The organism is ANME-2 cluster archaeon, assembly GCA_019429385.1.
Classification (GTDB): Archaea; Halobacteriota; Methanosarcinia; order Methanosarcinales; family Methanocomedenaceae; genus Methanocomedens_B.
This window is the reverse complement of record JAHYIS010000007.1, coordinates 1-15,979: the sequence shown is the minus strand read 5'-3', so window position 1 is coordinate 15,979 and position 15,979 is coordinate 1. Positions and strand designations below refer to the sequence as shown.

Here is a 15,979-nt window from a genome sequence, read left to right as displayed (position 1 = left end):
GTATCAAACATCTTCATCTATATTGTGTGCAGGTATGAACAGCGGCTGGCCGTATTCCTCCAATCCAAAGTCCTGTATCAAACCCTGCCCCTCGCCTGAGGTAAGGAATTCAATATAGTTCAGTGCCATACCGTAGTTCACATCAGGGAACTTTTCAGGACTGACTGCCATGACATGGTATGGATTGTACAGGAATTCCTGGTCGTTCTCAAAGAGGGCCACAAGGTTAATTTTATCCTTCATGGCCAGGTAGGTGCCCCTGTCCGACAGGGTATACCCCTGCTTGATATCAGCCGTAATAATAGTGTCGCCCATGCCCTTACCTACTGACTGGTACCAGACACCCTGCGGCGTGATATGTATTTCGTTCCACAGTCCCAGTTCCTTTGCGTGGGTGCCTGAATTGTCGCCCCGGGAAATGAACGGAGCCTGTGCATCAGCAATCCTGGTAAAAGCATCGGTGGCAGATGTGGCGTGCGTCACATTGGCCGGGTCAGAGGCCGGGCCGATGATCACGAAATAGTTGTACATAACAAACTGGCGGTCTATGAAACTTCCCCGCTTTATGGCTTCCAGTTCAGATGACGGTGCATGGACCAGCACCACATCGGCTGCCCCCATCTCGCCTGTGGCAATAGCCTTGCCTGTACCCTGGCACAATGTCAGTACTTTGACATTATTTTCCTCTTCAAATCGTGCATTCAATACATCCAGCAAACCGGTATCACATGTAGAGGTTGTCGTGGAAAGGATCATGGTTCCTGCAGGCGCGTCTTCGGCATCGGGCTGAATACAACCAGAAAAAAGTGCCGCAAAGAACATAACCAGGAGAATTTTCAGTAATGTCTTATTCATGGTTCAGACCTCAACTCAAAATGTAACCACATCTTACATCTATTTATAATTTATGTAATCAATTGTAATTACCTGTCGCCAATGTCTATTTCGTATTAATAATAAAAATATGGGTATGTTTGAATATGCTTAAATACCATCCAGCAAAATCATAGACCATATGATAGAGGCAGAAACAAGAAGCAAAAGACCATTTTTTAACCACCCTGACCTCCTCATCTTCTGTGCAATAGTAATAACAGCGACGATCATCCGCCTGTACCAGCTCGATGTACGCCCTTTCCACCATGATGAGGCCGCAGTTGGCTCGTTTGCGTACAAATTATTCACCGGCGGTAGTTATACCTATAATCCGGTATTCCATGGACCTTTTCTTTATTACCTTACTGTGGTTGTGTTCAACATCATGGGTGATACTGAATTCGCAGCAAGGCTGGTCCCTGCCCTGACCGGCGTGGGTATGGTGCTTTTGGTTTATCCTTTCAGGCATTATCTGGGCCGCCCGGGCTGGCTTATTACAGCTGCATTCTTTGCATTTTCACCTTCCTTTCTGTACTATTCCCGGTTCTACCGCAATGATATATTCATCACCTTCTTTACGCTGACAGCCATTCTGAGCGCGGCAAAATATCTTGAGCAAAGAAATAATCCCGACAGGCTGATATATGTGGCATTGGGCTCTGCCGCACTGGCATTTTCGGTCACTGCCAAGGAGAATGCATATGTTACCCTGGCACTGCTGGGTTTTCCGGCTGGAATATATGTATTGTACAGGCTATGGCAGGGATTTCGCACCCGACATTTGAAACATGACACGATTGCATTCATTGAGAAGAACATGTTCAGGTTCCTGCTGGATGTCGGTCTGTTCGTAGTAGTGTTCCTTTCAATGTACGTTGTTTTTTATTCCTATTTTTTTAAGGACTTTGAAGCAGTAAAAGATGCGGTATTCACTGCTTTCTCTCACTGGTATGAGATGCATAAAGTAGAGCGTATCGGCGGTCCGCCGTATTATTATCTCCCGCTGTTGTTCCTGTACGAGCTTCCGATAGCCATGTTCGCATTTTTAGGGAGCATAGAATATACCGTACGGTTCATAAAGAACAGGGAAAATCCCATTATGGCCTTCCTTGTCTATTTCCTGGCTGTCAACCTTGCAGCCTATGCCTATATAGGTGAGAAAGTACCCTGGTTGATACTGCATCCCTTACTTCCGGCAATATTGATAGCTGGCGCATACCTTGGTGAGATCGTACCTTCCCTTAAACACCGGCCAAGATGGGCTGAGGCGGTCCTGGTGGTCATACTGGTATCCACATCATCATTATTCCTCTATACCAGTTATAACCTGAACTATAAGAATTATTCAGACCCAGCCGAGCCATTGATACAGGCCAGCCAGCCGCCCCAGAAATACCAGGAATTTCTTACAACCCTGCATGAGACTGCAAAGCAGCACAAAGGGTTTTACACTGAGATACAGGTCACGGATGTGGAAATGGAGACCCAGTTATTATGGCAGTTACGTCACTACAAAAATGTAAAGTGGAGAGTAGACCTGGAAACTGACCCGGTACTGGACGCGCCCATCATCATCGTCCATGATACGGATGCAGATTATGTGGACCAGGTAGTAAGCGATAGATACCAGCGTCTTGACAGTGCCAAAATGGCATGGTACTGGTACTCGACAGAGGATATTAATTATTACTTCATACTGTACCGTTGGATGAACAGACCGCAAAGTGAATACGGTGTGGTGTTGTTCTATAGATAATACGATGAAGGGGATTTAAAAACTATGAGCAAGATAGTCATTATCGGCGGCGGACTGGCCGGACTTGCAGCAGCTTACCGGCTTTGTGATGAACATGACGTTACGGTGGTTGAGAAAGACCGTGAACTGGGCGGGATGGTACAGAGCTACCATGTGGCTGGTTATCATATAGAGAAATATTACCACCATTTTTTTTCCAGCGATACCGAATTGAAGGAATTGATATCAGAACTGGGGCTATCAGGACGGATCAAGTGGGTAAAAGGTACCACTGGTTATTACTGGGGTGGTAGGGCATATCCAATGAACACTCCCCTTGAGATCCTGAAATTCCCGCCTATGTCGTTCGTGGATATTTTCAGGCTGGGGCTGCTGGTGATGAGGACCAAACTTGTCAAGGATGTCAGGTCATACGATACCATCACGGCCGGTGAGTGGATAATCAAGACAGCAGGGAAAGGAGTTTTCAACAATTTCTTCCAGCCGCTGTTGAACAGCAAGTTCGGGTCAAGCGCAGCCGTGGTCAGTGCGGCCTGGCTGGTCGGCAGGGTCAAGATTCGCTCGAACCGGGGTGCTGAGGGGGAGAGACTGGGGTATATCAGGGATGGATTCCAGCATCTGATAAGTGCACTGGCAGAATCGATACACCAAAAAGGCGGGCGGATAATTACGGGTAATGGTGTGGAGCAGATAGTGCTGGATGAGGGGCGGATTTCGGGTGTACGGCTCAATGCAGGCAGTTTGTCGTGTGATACGGTGATCTCCACGGTACCTCCCATGGCACTTGCATCCATGTTCGCACCATATGTACTTGATTTTGACCCCACAGCCATTCATTACCAGGGTACGTGCTGTGCCCTGCTTGGTATGTCAAAGCCGTTGATGACAGATGGTACCTATTGGCTCAACATCAAGGCTAATGTCCCGTTCGGAGCACTTATCGAGCATACGAATTTCATGCCAGCATCGGATTACGGAGGTGAGCATCTGCTCTATATTGCGTCATACTTCCAGGACCGCGAGGACCCGCTGTATGCACTGGACGAAGCTGAAGTGATGAAGATGTTCATGGATGGTCTTGAGAGCATGTATCCCGGGTTTGACCGCTCTGCTGTACTGTGGTGGGAACTGGGCCGGGATGCCCGAACCGCACCCGTGTATGAAACCGGGTATGCTGAGAGGATACTGCCGTATAAGACCAGTCTCGATGGGCTGTACCTTGCCGGGATGTTCTCGGAAGCAAATTATCCCGAGCGCAGCATGAACGGCTCCGTCAAGGCAGGGTATGCGGCAGCGGATGCTTTTGTAAAGGGCAGGTAATTTTTGCAAATAATTATGTGCTACCAGTACATCTTGAACGGTATATGGAAGCAGATATTGAAATTCTCGTTAAGAAATATGCTTTGCAGAATGCCGTAAAATACGGCAAAGCTCCGCAGCAGGGTGCGGTTATGGGCAAATTGATGGGGGAACATCCCGAACTGCGCCAGAGGGCTAAGGAAATAGGCCCCCTGTTGGGCGAAGCACTAAAAGATATTGCCAGCGGATCGTTGGAACAGTGGCAGACTGAACTGGAAACAATGGCTCCCGAGTTAATAGTTGAACTTTCGCTGCGCAAGGAGCCGGATAAGGGGTTAAAGGAACTCCCGGATGCAAAAGGAGGCGTAGTTATGAGGTTCGCGCCCAACCCCAACGGTCCGCCCACCCTTGGGAGTACCCGTGGTATCGTGGTCAATAGCGAGTACGTGAAGAAATATGGGGGCAAGTTCATTATCAGGTTCGATGACACCGACCCCGTGACCAAGCGGCCTATGCTGGAAGCCTATGACTGGTACCTGGAAGATTGCAGATGGCTGGGTGCCAACCCGGATGAGGTGGTCATGGCATCGGACAGGCTTCCTATCTATTACGAATATGCAGAAACGCTCATCAAGGCCGGGCATGCTTATGTGTGTACCTGTACCCAGGATGAGTTCAAGCAGCTGAAGGATGCAAAACAGGCATGCCCGCACAGGGACACGGCGCCTGAACACCACCTGCGTGAATGGAAACGGATGCTGGCTGGTGAATACGAGGAACGGGCGGGGGTGTTGCGCATAAAGACAGATATCAAGCACAAGGACCCCGCGTTGCGTGACTGGGGTGCATTCCGGGTGATCAGGACACCGCATCCCCGCCCGGAAGTGGGTGACAGGTATGTGGTCTGGCCTTTGCTGGATTTTGAAGGGGCCATCGAAGACCACGTGCTGGGTATGACCCATATCATCAGGGGCAAGGACCTGATGGACAGCGAGCTGCGGCAGAAGTATGTTTATGATTACCTGGGCTGGACCTATCCCCGCACGTCCCACTGGGGCCGTGTGAAGATGCACGAGTTCGGCAAGTTCAGTACCAGCGGACTGCGTGCGGCTATTGAGGCAGGCGAGTATTCTGGCTGGGATGACCCTCGGCTGCCGACGCTTCGGGCCATTCGCCGCCGTGGGTTCAGGCCGGAAGCTCTGCGCAAGTTCTTCGTTGATATGGGTGTGGGCGAGACCGATGTGAGCCTGAGCCTGGATAACCTGTATGCCGAGAACCGCAAGTTGATCGATGCTGACGCAAACCGGTATTTCTTTGTGTGGGAGCCGGTGAAACTTGAGCTCTCGGGTACACAACCCACTGTTGTGAAACCTTCGCTGCACCCGACTGTGGCCAGGGGTACCAGGGAAATTACGGTGAAGCACAGCGTGCTGGTATGCAACCAGGATATCGGGAATGCAAAACCGGGTGACCTGTTCAGGTTGAAAGAGCTGTATAATATCAGGATCACTGGCGAGGGCACGGCCGAATTTGCAGGACATGATATCGAGACCGTAAAGAAGGGGGGCGGCCGCATTATCCACTGGGCTCCCGTGGACGGGATACCTGTGAAGGTGCTGACGCCTGATGGTGAGGTTGAAGGGATTGGCGAGGCTGGTATTGCCACTGAGGTTGACAGGGTGGTGCAGTTCGAACGGTACGGGTATGTGAGGATAGATAGTGCTGATGGTGGGGTTGTGGCTTATTTTACGCACAAGTAATGTGAGGATGCTGAATACGTTGCTTTTTGTTCGGTGATCTGGCCATTTTTTGAAGGAAACATGTTCAATCCACATATCCTATTCCAATATGCCGGATAAAGGTCGGGTACCCTGTATGAGTAAACCAACAAGGTGCGACAGGAATCACATCCATAGTCTGCATCCGGTTTCATATTCTTGCCTCTCCAAACCCCAGGCAATATGAATCAACACGGCTGGCTGCCACCATGCCGCCCTGAAGGGCAGCGGTGGCAGGGTCAGTTGAATAGCCCACCAAATGCCTGCTTTTTAATGCAAATCGAGCCCCCCCTCCAACCCCCCACAAAAGCATCCATCCCCACTTCGCACCCAAAGTCCGCAGGAAGAATCGAAAAGCGCCTACTAGCACCCTTATCACAGGGACAGGAGGAACATAACGAGTGGGGCACCCTGTAAAGTGAAGATGAAGGGGCGGAAGGAGTGTGTAAATATACAAATTTGGCTCAACGAGTCAAAAAAGGATAACTTAAAAGTGGTCTAACAATCTTGCACCATGGACTATAGTTACAATTTCAATAATATCTGACTTGATCCTATAGACAATTCGATAATTCTGATAAATTATTTCACGAATATTATTCAAATTATATTCCGGGACGATTCTACCTGATTCAGGAAATACAATGAGTCTTTCTATAGCCTTAATAATTCCTTTTGCGAACGATCGAGCATAGTACTCAGAATCTATCGCAATAAATTCACAGATAGACTCCAAATCATCTGATGCATTAGGAGACCAGATTATTCTAGCCATTTAGTAAGTTTTTCTTTTACTATCTCGTGTTCAATACCTTGATCTCTATCAAGAGCATATAAACCAGCATCCACTTTTTGACGAAAATATAACTCAGCCATTATATCATCTACTGAAACACCATTTGGCATTGTATGTATCATTTTTATTACTTCGTCCTTAACATTACCCATATTTTACCTCATTTAAATGGATGCTTTAATTGTTAATAATTGTTTTCAACAGAATCCATACCTACAAACACTCACCTAAGTATCAGTCCGACTTCGCACCCAAAAGCCCGCAGGAAGAATCGAAAAGCGCCTGCCAGCACCCATCACCACAAGGGCAGGTTGAGCAGAGCGGGAGGGGGCACCCTAAAAAGTGAAACCGAGGGGGCGGAAGGAGAACTGAAAAAGGATGGGGATGGATATGTTAAATAATAATCATTGATATGACAGATGCACAGAGAGGGCTAAAATTTAGTGTCTCCCCAATAGTTTTAATCAAATCGTAGCTAATTCACAAATCTTCTACAGCACTGATATCGACGAAGGATTTAGCCTTTTCGATCATTTCTTTGTCCAATGTAATGAGGGGGACATTAAACTCTTTTGCTATTTGTATAACAATAGCATCCATTCCCCTTACCCCAAGATTCACTGCAATTTCAGATGCATGACTTGCCCTGGTTGATTCAAGGTCCATAAAATTTATGGTGTCTATAGCCAAAAAATCATTTTTCACTCTGTTGGCAAGTTCTGTTGAACCTGTTCTTCGTTTTATGGCAGCAACAATTTCAATTAAAACAATGTAAGGTTCTATAGCAATATGTTCTCCATCTTTAATACTTTCCAATAAATTTCTAGCAGCTTCATGATGGACTTCTTGCTTTCTTAATGCTGCTACAATAACAGAACTATCCAGACAAATATTCACAGATTCACCACGTCTTTTCTCGTTGTGATCTTATTTCATCTGCAGCTGAGACTTCAATCCATTTTTCCGATATTTGGTCTGATGCACTCATTAAATCATCCCATGCTCTATTGGATTTTTGTTTATCTGATTCCAGGCCAACTATTAGCTTCTTCATTTCAACAATTTCATGGGACATGTAATCCAAATGCTTTTTGATTGCTTCGATGCTTTCCAATAGTATCACCTTGGTTAGATTTTGATTAACTTTGATTATTCTATTAACACTAAATGTTATAAAGATGTTCCAACTCCAATTATGCAGATATTTGTGTATCAATAATGTTGGCTGCCACCATGCCGCCTTGAAGGGCAGCGGTGGCAGGGTCAGTTGAATAGCCCACCAAACGCCTGCTTTTTAATGCGATTCGAGCCCCTGCCAGCCCCCCTCACCACAAGGGCGAGCGGAGATGATCAGGACGGGCACCCTGTAAAGTGAAGACTAAGGGGCGGCATGAGAGTTGAAGAAGGGATGGGGGCTGAAGACATCAACAATGTTAATGATGATTTTTCATTTCAGGCATCATTTGAAGCTTTACAATAAACTTAAATAAGCTAGATTATAAATGGATTTAAGTCATTAATAGGATTATATTATCATGAACGCTCATTATTCGTCTAACAGCCAATTTAAATCTATTAACTATATTCTGGATGTTTTTTCATCCGATATATTTGAGAGTATTACATTAGTTATGCGACCAGTAATTGGCACAGTTGATTATCTAAGATCAATGCATAGACTTTATCAGATTCAAAAGGAATTAGACCAAATTTTGAAATTGGACTTTGAAACAAGAGAAAAATTATTGGAAGCTTTAACAGATATTATTTCAATTAATATTTATGAAGACGACTTAGGAACTATCGAAAATAAACTAGAAGATCAAATTGCTATTCTCCAGGATTTCAATGAAAGTTTCAAGAAACTAAAATCGTTTTCAACAAACTTAGAACCTCGACAGCAAACGGAACTTTTTAGAATAACTTTAAGAAAACTAAATGGAAGAATTTCATCCATTAGGGAAGAGATTAAATTTAAAATATGGGACAAGGCTGAAAATACCAATCAGTTATTAGTCCTATATCAATACTTTTTTAACATTCATGAATTAATAAAGAAATCCTTAAAAAAGGTAGATGATGTTGATATCTGGATAATGATTAATGTTTCATTGCTTAGAATCGAGGCTTTTCACAGGGGAAAGATTTCTTTTCAAGATCTTCAGGATGATGTAACTAATTTGAGCTTATCTAATTTTAATGACGAATTAATTCCAAGAAATTATAATGCTGTTTTTGAAGTCTTAGAGGCTTAAAATGAATTTTTCTTTTGATACTAATATCATTTTAGGAATAATTAATACAAATGATCGACTTCATGAAACATCTATAGCTTTGATGGATGATAAACGGAATGAACAATTGTATTTATGTCATTCAGCAATTATGGAATCACATAACGTACTGAGAAATAAAATAAATGAAGTTATGGTTGATATTATCAGATTTCTACCTGATATTTATCAGAGCTCCAGTATCAGTACATTGGATTCCCAGGCTTTTTTAATAGAGCAGTTCAAAAACTTAAAAGCTGCAAAACCAGGGCTATCTAATTTTCTAAATCTGGTATATCATGAAATCTCAATTTTTTTTAAAGACAATGAAATAGACGATCTACCTGATTTTTTATCAGAACTGTCATTAAATTTATCAAATTCGATCATTTTCAAAATCGAAGAGATCCATCCTGGCTTTGAAATATTGTTATTAAATCATAAAAGGCTCAATATTGTGAAAAGATCACTTGCTGATATTCATTTTAAGGACACAAATGATGGACGGATATTTCATGAATTGATGACAAATCTTGAATATATAAAACCAATTGAATTCTTCCTTGATGATAGAGATTTTGCTAAGAAATGCAAAATGGGTTTTATTAATATCGCTAATGATATGGAATTTGATGATTCTGATTTTTATTGTAAACAATTTTGACACTTCAAACTCCTTTATTTTCAGGAAAACCATTTGTCATTTAATGATGATCTGTGCCAAATCATACGAAATACTTGGTTTTAGACTTAAATCAGTGTAGTGAATAGAACGAAGGTTGGAAGTGTAAATTCGAAATTTAGTTTCGAGCCCCCCACCTTGCAACCCTCCACCCAGGCATCCCTCCCCACTTCGCACCCAAAGCCCGCAGGAATAAGCGAAAAGCGCCTGCCAGCCCTCACACCACAAGGGCAGGCTGAGCAGAGCGGGAGGGGCACCCTGCATAAGTGAACCAAAAGGGGCAGCAGGAAAGGGGAAGAAGGGAGGAATGAGGATAAGATCATACTGCTATGTTAACATGATTTAGAAATTGAATATGTTCCAATTATTATTTTGCCAATTTCTTATAGCAGTCAATGCAAATAGGTTTTTCAACAGTACTGTTATATTTAGTTCCACAAGCATGGCAAAATTTCTCTTTATAATTTGGATTACTATATTCTTTCCAAATGTTGAAACAATTGTAACAAAGAGGTTTTTCATGATTAAGTTTTAAGTCATTTCCACAGCGAATACAAAAACCTCTATCATTTTGTGATTGTTTATTTTTTATAGGGACGTTGTTGGAAACTGCAGGTTTTCCTGTTTTCAATTTTTTCACTGAAAATTCCGGTTCCTGACTTGTTTGTATAATTGTCATTACCTCTTTGAAAATATCATTATATAATTCAGGTTCCGTTTCTTTCTCAACTTGAATACCCATTTCACGATTATTTTGCTGGGAATATTGATACAGGTTCATGGAAGCTATAATTGCTGTATTTTCATTTAAATAACATTTTGCGTGAAGATTTTCATGAGCCGAAATTTTAACACTAGTTAATTCTTGCAAGAAACTCATATCTTCGGCATTTATTTTATTATCCTTCCTATAAACCACTCTTATGTCGATTTTTCGTAAATCTCTCTCTGTTATTAGATGTTTGAGACTGTCTGCTATTTGTAGATAAGGACTAATTAAAAAAAGTTTTTCTTCTGAATTTTTAATTAATTTTTCAAGATTATAGGATATTCCGGTAGTCGTTAAAAACTCTGCCATTTTCGGCACCTCATTTATTGTACTACTATAAATTGTGATTCAATAAAATTGTTTTGTTTTAAATATTATGCAGAAATTTTGTATATACCATGGACATATTCATATCTGGCACCCAAAGCCCGCAGGAATAAGCGAAAAGCGCCTGCCAGCCCTCACACCACAAGGGCAGGCGGAACATACCGGGAGGGGCACCCTGTAAAGTGAAGACTAAGGGGCGGCATGAGAGTTGAAGAAGGGATGGGGGCAGGTTTCATTATTTGGTTCATCGCAAAGGATTTTGCTAATTTGGCTTTGCTTTCTTTGTGGTTTTAACCACTGCATAAATTATATATTGGGATTATAACAAAACATTTAAACCAATTCAACCTTTCAAGATAATAATAGTCTTAGAAAATGGTTATTCTTTTCTGAGATGTTCTGACGAAATTGATGACTATTTAGTTGAAAAATATAGGGAGATGTGCTACGATATGAAGAATGTTGAAATGACACAAGATGGAGACATATTAACTATTAAAGTTGATTTGTCGAAAGAGTTTGGCCCATCATCTTCTGGCAAAACTATAATTATTGCATCGACTGAAGGTAACTAACTTATTCCTGATAAGGAAGATATCAAAATCGGATTGAACATATATAGGAAGAAATAGTCTGATAAATGGAAACCAATTTTAAACCTGAGTTAAATTGTTAAAAAATGTTGGTTTATTATGACTACCGATTTAACATTCATTACAAACGAGGAAAATAATAAGTTGGTAGATAGATTTGCCGCTCTTATTAAAGATTCCCAGTATTTTGATTGTCTGGTTGGATATTTCTATACAAGTGGATTTCATTCAATATACAAGTCATTAGAAAATACTGAGAAAATCAGAATATTAATTGGTATCAGCACCAACAAGGAAACTTATAATTTAATCCAGGAATCAAAACATTCAGTTCAAACGGAATTACAATTATCGCATAAAGAAACAAAAGAGGATTTTTCAAACAAAGTCATAACAGAACTGGAAGATTCTGATGATACAATTGAAGTGGCAGATGGCGCATCTAAATTCATTGAATGGATTACATCTGGCAAATTAGAGATTCGAGTATATCCGGCTGAAAAAATACATTCAAAGCTCTATATAATGACCTTCAAAGAGGGAGATCGTGATACTGGAAGAGTGATTACGGGGTCAAGCAATTTTACCGAATCAGGATTGAGGAATAATCTGGAATTTAATGTTGAATTGAAGAATCGTTCGGATCATAAATTTGCATTAGACCAATTCAATAAGTTGTGGGATAAATCAGTTGATGTTTCTGATGAATATGTTGAGACTATTAAGGCAAAAACGTGGTTAAACGATGAAATTACGCCTTATGAGTTATATCTAAAATTCCTTTATGAATATCTCGAAGAACGAATAAATCTAGATTTAGAAGATGTAAAGGATTTTTACCGTCCACCGAATTTTATGGATTTAGAATATCAGAGAGATGCTGTACAGGATGCGAAACTGAAGCTCGAAGAATTCGGCGGAGTATTCATCTCTGATGTTGTAGGTCTTGGTAAAACATTTATTGCCACAATGTTAGCCCAGCAGTTAGATGGCAGAACAATAGTAATTGCACCACCTGTTTTGGTTGACAGGGATAATCCAGGGTCATGGACAAATGTTTTTGAAGATTTTGGAATTCGGCAGGCGTATATCGAATCACGGGGAAAACTTGAGGATATTACCAAGAGAGGGACTGAGAAATATAAAAATGTAATAATAGATGAAGCCCACAGTTTCAGGAACGAATCAACTCAATCTTATGAGAAATTAGCTCAAATTTGCAGAGGTAAAAGGGTGATTTTAGTTTCTGCAACACCTCTTAATAATACTCCATTTGACATTTTAAGCCAGATCAAATTATTCCAGGATGCACATAAATCCACTCTACGAAGTCCAAAAGTAAAGGATTTAGAGAGGTATTTTAAGGGACTGCAAAGTAAGTTAAATGGGCTTGACAGGCAACATGATAAAGAAGAATATCTTTCAGTAGTTAGGGAAAATGCAGAAGATATTCGGAAAAATGTTCTTAAAGATTTAATGGTTAGGCGCACGAGGTCTGCCATTATGGAAAATTATGGAGCGGATTTGAAGAAACAGAAGTTATCGTTCCCTGAGGTTGGTGACCCTGAGCCAATTTTATACAATTTTGATGAGGAACTGGAAAGTATTTTTACTGATACTGTTGATATAATTGTCAATCAGTTTAAATATGCAAGATACACTCCGATACTATATCTCAAAAAGAGCCTTACAAATATAGAGGAAATTTCACAGCGTAACATGCAAGCTTTTATGAGGGTTTTATTGTTAAAAAGACTGGAAAGTAGTATATTTGCGTTTAATAAATCTATTTCGAGATTCATTTATTCATATGAAAAATTCATAGAGCAATACCAAAAAGGGAATGTGTATGTCAGCAAAAAGCACATAAACAAGATATTTGAATATCTGGACAATGATGATGACGAATCTATCCAGAAGTTAATAGATGAAGATAAAGCCACAACATATGCATCCGATAATTTTTACGATGAATTTATTGTGGACTTAAAGGATGATTTAAAGGCTTTGAAGAAAATTCAGGGTTTATGGAGTAAAGTAAAAAATGACCCTAAACTTGAGACATTTATCGAACTATTGAAAAGCGATTCTGTTCTGGCGAATAATAAATTGATTGTTTTTACTGAATCAAAGGAAACGGCGCACTACCTTGAAGAGATGCTAAATCCTGTATTTGACAACAAAGTGAGGGCATTTTCCAGTTTTTCGTCACCGGCTGAAAGAACAGAGGTCATTGATAATTTTGATGCAAATGCAAGGAATCAAAAGGATGATATACGCATCGTGATTTCAACTGAGATTTTAGCTGAGGGTGTTAATCTGCATCGTTCAAATGTTGTCATAAATTATGATATTCCATGGAATCCCACACGGATGATGCAAAGAGTTGGACGTATAAATCGTGTGGATTCGAAATTTGATAGGATATATACGTATAATTTCTTCCCGGCAGGGCCTATTAATGAAAATATCAGTTTACAGGAAGCAGCCGAAGCGAAAATCGAGGCTTTCATTGAGATGCTTGGCAATGATGCAAGATTGTTGACTGATGAAGAGATAAAATCTCATGACCTGTATAAGCGATTAACTTCCAGGGAGTCTATTATTGGAGAGGATGAAGACGACCCTGAACTCAGGCACCTGACATTTTTGAGAAAACTCAGGGATACTGATAAGGAGTTGTTTAATAAAATAAAGAAGCTCCCGAAAAAAGCAAGAAGTGCAAAGAAATATATTGAGGATTATACGTCTACTGTGACCTTTCTTAGAAAAGGAAAGGTCAGGAAGATTTTTAAAACCACAGGGAATGTTTCTGGAATCTGCTCGGAAGAAATTGATTTTGAAAAGGCTGCTGAAATATTTGAAGCTGGTATTGATACAAAACGGGAAAAAATCGAGCCTGAATTTTATAACCATCTTGAGTTAAACAAAAAGGAGTTTGCAGATGTATTCATAAAAGAATCTGAATCGCTTAAGCCAGCAGGAAGCAAGGGGAATAAAGCCAAACTCATTAAAACAATCCGTGCTATCGAGGATAGTCCAGAGTTTACTGGTATAGAAAATGATTATCTCAGGGATGTATTATCTCTTTTGCGTGATGGAAGTTTGCCAAAGGCGACAATCAAAAAGATAATCGATGAAACAAAGAATGAAATAAATCCTTTCAAAATTTATGCAAAAATTAAATCCGGCATTCCTGATGAGTTCTTCCAGTCAGCATTTGTTACCAGTTCGGCTGATACAAGAGGAAAAAGAGAAGTGATTCTTTCAGAGTATTTGCATAAAGGGGAATAATATGGATAAACAACGTGCAGAGAATTTATTGGATGAAACGTTTAATACCAATTTTGACGAGGCTAGATTCAAAAAATTTATTAAAGAAATATTCAATAAAATTGAAATAGCACCTGTTAGCTTGCATGTCAGTAAGGATTATTTAAATTATATTGATTCCTATCAACGCATGGGGAATTACATAGATAATTCAAAAAAGGCAATTGATGTGCTTGTTGTTAAACTCAAAAAGGAAACCGTCTACAAGGATAAAGCCAGGACTAAGCAGAGAAATATTGTTGCAAAATATTTAGGTAATAACCATAAAGATGCTGCACTGGTGGCTTTCTACGGAGATGATCCGGAAGATTGGCGTTTTTCTTTTGTGAAATTGGATTACCACCTTGAGAGGGAAGAATCTGGAAAGATTAAGCCAGTTGAAGACCTGACACCTGCTAAAAGGTACTCTTATCTTGTGGGTGTGAATGAACCCAATCACACATGCAGAAGACAATTTTTGGACCTGATAACTGAAGAAGATAAAAACCCTTCAATTGATGAGATTGAAGATGCTTTCAGTATTGATAACGTCACCAAGGAATTCTTCTTGACGTATAAAGAATTATTTTTAGAATTAAAGGGATCGCTGGATGATATCATCGATAATGATCCTGATGTGAGAGTGGAATTTGATGAGAAGAGTATTTCAACGATAGATTTTTCAAAAAAGTTGTTAGGTCAAATCGTTTTTATTTATTTCCTCCAGAAAAAAGGCTGGCTCGGGGTTGGCAAGGATAAAGAGTCTGGCAAATTTGAGGAATGGGGAGAAGGTCCTAAGAAGTTCGTCAGTAAATTGTTCAATAAAGAGATAGTCCCGTATGAAAATTTCTTTAATGACATACTTGAACCTTTATTCTATGAAGCATTATCAAGAGAATATGATGATAATTTTTATAGCAAGTTGAACTGCAAGATTCCCTTTTTAAATGGCGGTCTGTTTGAGCCGATCAATGATTATGACTGGGTTAACGTCAAAATACCGTTGGAAAATTCTATTTTTGAAAAAATCCTGGATACGTTTGACAGGTTCAATTTCACTGTCAAAGAGGACGAACCGTTAGATAAAGAGGTGGCTGTTGACCCTGAAATGCTGGGTAAAGTGTTTGAGAACCTGCTGGATGTAACTGACAGGAAGTCCAGGGGCGCATTTTATACGCCAAGGGAAATCGTTCATTATATGTGCCAGCAGAGTCTGATCAATTATCTTGAAACAAATACGGATATTCCTGTTACTGATATTGAAACATTTATCCAGTACGGGGATTATGCGCAGCAATTGACCATTGATTCTGTTGCTGATGAAAAATACATCCCTGTTTCTATTAAAAATAACCGGGACAAAATTGACAATTTATTGAAAGATATAAAAATCGTTGATCCGGCAGTTGGTTCGGGTGCATTCCCGATGGGTATGATGAACGAGATTGTGAAAGTAAGGTCTATTTTATCCTGGTTAAGCAAGGAAGAAAAACTAACCTATTATGATCTTAAGCGTGA

Annotated in this window: 15 protein-coding genes; 8 read left to right on the top strand and 7 right to left on the bottom strand. The window is 40.7% G+C overall.

Annotated elements, in window-relative coordinates:
- Positions 1–3: 3 nt before the first annotated feature.
- The gene (locus K0A89_04035; GenBank protein MBW6517655.1) at positions 4–855 is read right to left on the bottom strand and encodes a substrate-binding domain-containing protein; all 852 of its coding nucleotides are present in this window, start codon (positions 853–855) and stop codon (positions 4–6) included.
- A 160-nt stretch (positions 856–1,015) separates the two neighbouring features.
- Here K0A89_04035 and K0A89_04030 point away from each other — a divergent pair, with 160 nt between their 5' ends.
- Genes K0A89_04030 through K0A89_04020 form a run of 3 tightly spaced genes read left to right on the top strand, consistent with a single transcriptional unit; the run spans position 1,016 to position 5,691 of the window.
- Entirely contained in the window at positions 1,016–2,632 is a 1,617-nt protein-coding gene (locus K0A89_04030) for a TIGR03663 family protein (protein MBW6517654.1), read from the top strand.
- A 24-nt stretch (positions 2,633–2,656) separates the two neighbouring features.
- A complete protein-coding gene (locus K0A89_04025) occupies positions 2,657–3,952 on the top strand; it encodes an NAD(P)/FAD-dependent oxidoreductase (protein MBW6517653.1) in 1,296 nt (431 codons plus the stop codon).
- Positions 3,953–3,996: 44 nt separating this feature from the next.
- Positions 3,997–5,691: a glutamate--tRNA ligase gene (locus tag K0A89_04020; protein ID MBW6517652.1), complete on the top strand. Its 1,695-nt coding sequence runs from the start codon at positions 3,997–3,999 to the stop codon at positions 5,689–5,691.
- Positions 5,692–5,860: 169 nt separating this feature from the next.
- On the opposite strand, the gene K0A89_04015 is transcribed toward K0A89_04020, so the two are convergent.
- From K0A89_04015 to K0A89_04005, 3 genes are all read right to left on the bottom strand, one after another.
- Positions 5,861–6,022, bottom strand: a complete 162-nt coding sequence (locus tag K0A89_04015) for a hypothetical protein (protein ID MBW6517651.1) — start codon at positions 6,020–6,022, stop codon at positions 5,861–5,863.
- A gap of 174 nt (positions 6,023–6,196) precedes the next feature.
- On the bottom strand, positions 6,197–6,484 hold the full coding sequence (locus K0A89_04010; protein MBW6517650.1) for a type II toxin-antitoxin system RelE/ParE family toxin: 288 nt from the start codon (positions 6,482–6,484) through the stop codon (positions 6,197–6,199).
- A complete protein-coding gene (locus K0A89_04005) occupies positions 6,472–6,657 on the bottom strand; it encodes a hypothetical protein (GenBank protein ID MBW6517649.1) in 186 nt (61 codons plus the stop codon). The genes K0A89_04010 and K0A89_04005 overlap by 13 nt, the downstream gene beginning before the upstream one ends.
- Positions 6,658–6,696: 39 nt before the next feature.
- Between K0A89_04005 and K0A89_04000 the strand changes: the two genes are divergently transcribed.
- Complete coding sequence (locus K0A89_04000; GenBank protein MBW6517648.1) at positions 6,697–6,906, top strand: hypothetical protein; 210 nt, start codon at positions 6,697–6,699, stop codon at positions 6,904–6,906.
- Positions 6,907–6,985: 79 nt separating this feature from the next.
- Here K0A89_04000 and K0A89_03995 read toward each other — a convergent pair whose 3' ends face one another.
- Both K0A89_03995 and K0A89_03990 read right to left on the bottom strand, forming a co-directional pair.
- Positions 6,986–7,402: a type II toxin-antitoxin system VapC family toxin gene (locus tag K0A89_03995; protein MBW6517647.1), complete on the bottom strand. Its 417-nt coding sequence runs from the start codon at positions 7,400–7,402 to the stop codon at positions 6,986–6,988.
- A 4-nt stretch (positions 7,403–7,406) separates the two neighbouring features.
- Positions 7,407–7,619: a hypothetical protein gene (locus tag K0A89_03990; protein MBW6517646.1), complete on the bottom strand. Its 213-nt coding sequence runs from the start codon at positions 7,617–7,619 to the stop codon at positions 7,407–7,409.
- Positions 7,620–8,040: 421 nt separating this feature from the next.
- Between K0A89_03990 and K0A89_03985 the strand changes: the two genes are divergently transcribed.
- Together K0A89_03985 and K0A89_03980 are read left to right on the top strand one after the other, a co-directional pair.
- Entirely contained in the window at positions 8,041–8,760 is a 720-nt protein-coding gene (locus K0A89_03985; GenBank protein MBW6517645.1) for a hypothetical protein, read from the top strand.
- Between the two features lie 82 nt (positions 8,761–8,842).
- Positions 8,843–9,442: a hypothetical protein gene (locus K0A89_03980; protein MBW6517644.1), complete on the top strand. Its 600-nt coding sequence runs from the start codon at positions 8,843–8,845 to the stop codon at positions 9,440–9,442.
- A gap of 385 nt (positions 9,443–9,827) precedes the next feature.
- Here K0A89_03980 and K0A89_03975 read toward each other — a convergent pair whose 3' ends face one another.
- Positions 9,828–10,538, bottom strand: a complete 711-nt coding sequence (locus K0A89_03975) for a phospholipase D family protein (GenBank protein ID MBW6517643.1) — start codon at positions 10,536–10,538, stop codon at positions 9,828–9,830.
- Between the two features lie 710 nt (positions 10,539–11,248).
- Here K0A89_03975 and K0A89_03970 point away from each other — a divergent pair.
- Both K0A89_03970 and K0A89_03965 read left to right on the top strand, forming a co-directional pair.
- A complete protein-coding gene (locus K0A89_03970; GenBank protein MBW6517642.1) occupies positions 11,249–14,443 on the top strand; it encodes a hypothetical protein in 3,195 nt (1,064 codons plus the stop codon).
- A 1-nt stretch (position 14,444) separates the two neighbouring features.
- On the top strand, positions 14,445–15,979 hold a 1,535-nt coding region (locus K0A89_03965; GenBank protein MBW6517641.1), incomplete at its 3' end, for a hypothetical protein.

Coding starts and splice junctions, on each gene's coding strand:
- K0A89_04035 (MBW6517655.1), bottom strand. CDS start 855: ATGAATAAGACATTACTGAAAATTCTCCTGGTTATGTTCTTTGCGGCA.
- K0A89_04025 (MBW6517653.1), top strand. CDS start 2,657: ATGAGCAAGATAGTCATTATCGGCGGCGGACTGGCCGGACTTGCAGCA.
- K0A89_04030 (MBW6517654.1), top strand. CDS start 1,016: ATGATAGAGGCAGAAACAAGAAGCAAAAGACCATTTTTTAACCACCCT.
- K0A89_04020 (MBW6517652.1), top strand. CDS start 3,997: ATGGAAGCAGATATTGAAATTCTCGTTAAGAAATATGCTTTGCAGAAT.
- K0A89_04015 (MBW6517651.1), bottom strand. CDS start 6,022: ATGCTTTTGTGGGGGGTTGGAGGGGGGGCTCGATTTGCATTAAAAAGC.
- K0A89_04010 (MBW6517650.1), bottom strand. CDS start 6,484: ATGGCTAGAATAATCTGGTCTCCTAATGCATCAGATGATTTGGAGTCT.
- K0A89_03985 (MBW6517645.1), top strand. CDS start 8,041: ATGAACGCTCATTATTCGTCTAACAGCCAATTTAAATCTATTAACTAT.
- K0A89_03970 (MBW6517642.1), top strand. CDS start 11,249: ATGACTACCGATTTAACATTCATTACAAACGAGGAAAATAATAAGTTG.
- K0A89_03975 (MBW6517643.1), bottom strand. CDS start 10,538: ATGGCAGAGTTTTTAACGACTACCGGAATATCCTATAATCTTGAAAAA.
- K0A89_03980 (MBW6517644.1), top strand. CDS start 8,843: ATGGATGATAAACGGAATGAACAATTGTATTTATGTCATTCAGCAATT.
- K0A89_04005 (MBW6517649.1), bottom strand. CDS start 6,657: ATGGGTAATGTTAAGGACGAAGTAATAAAAATGATACATACAATGCCA.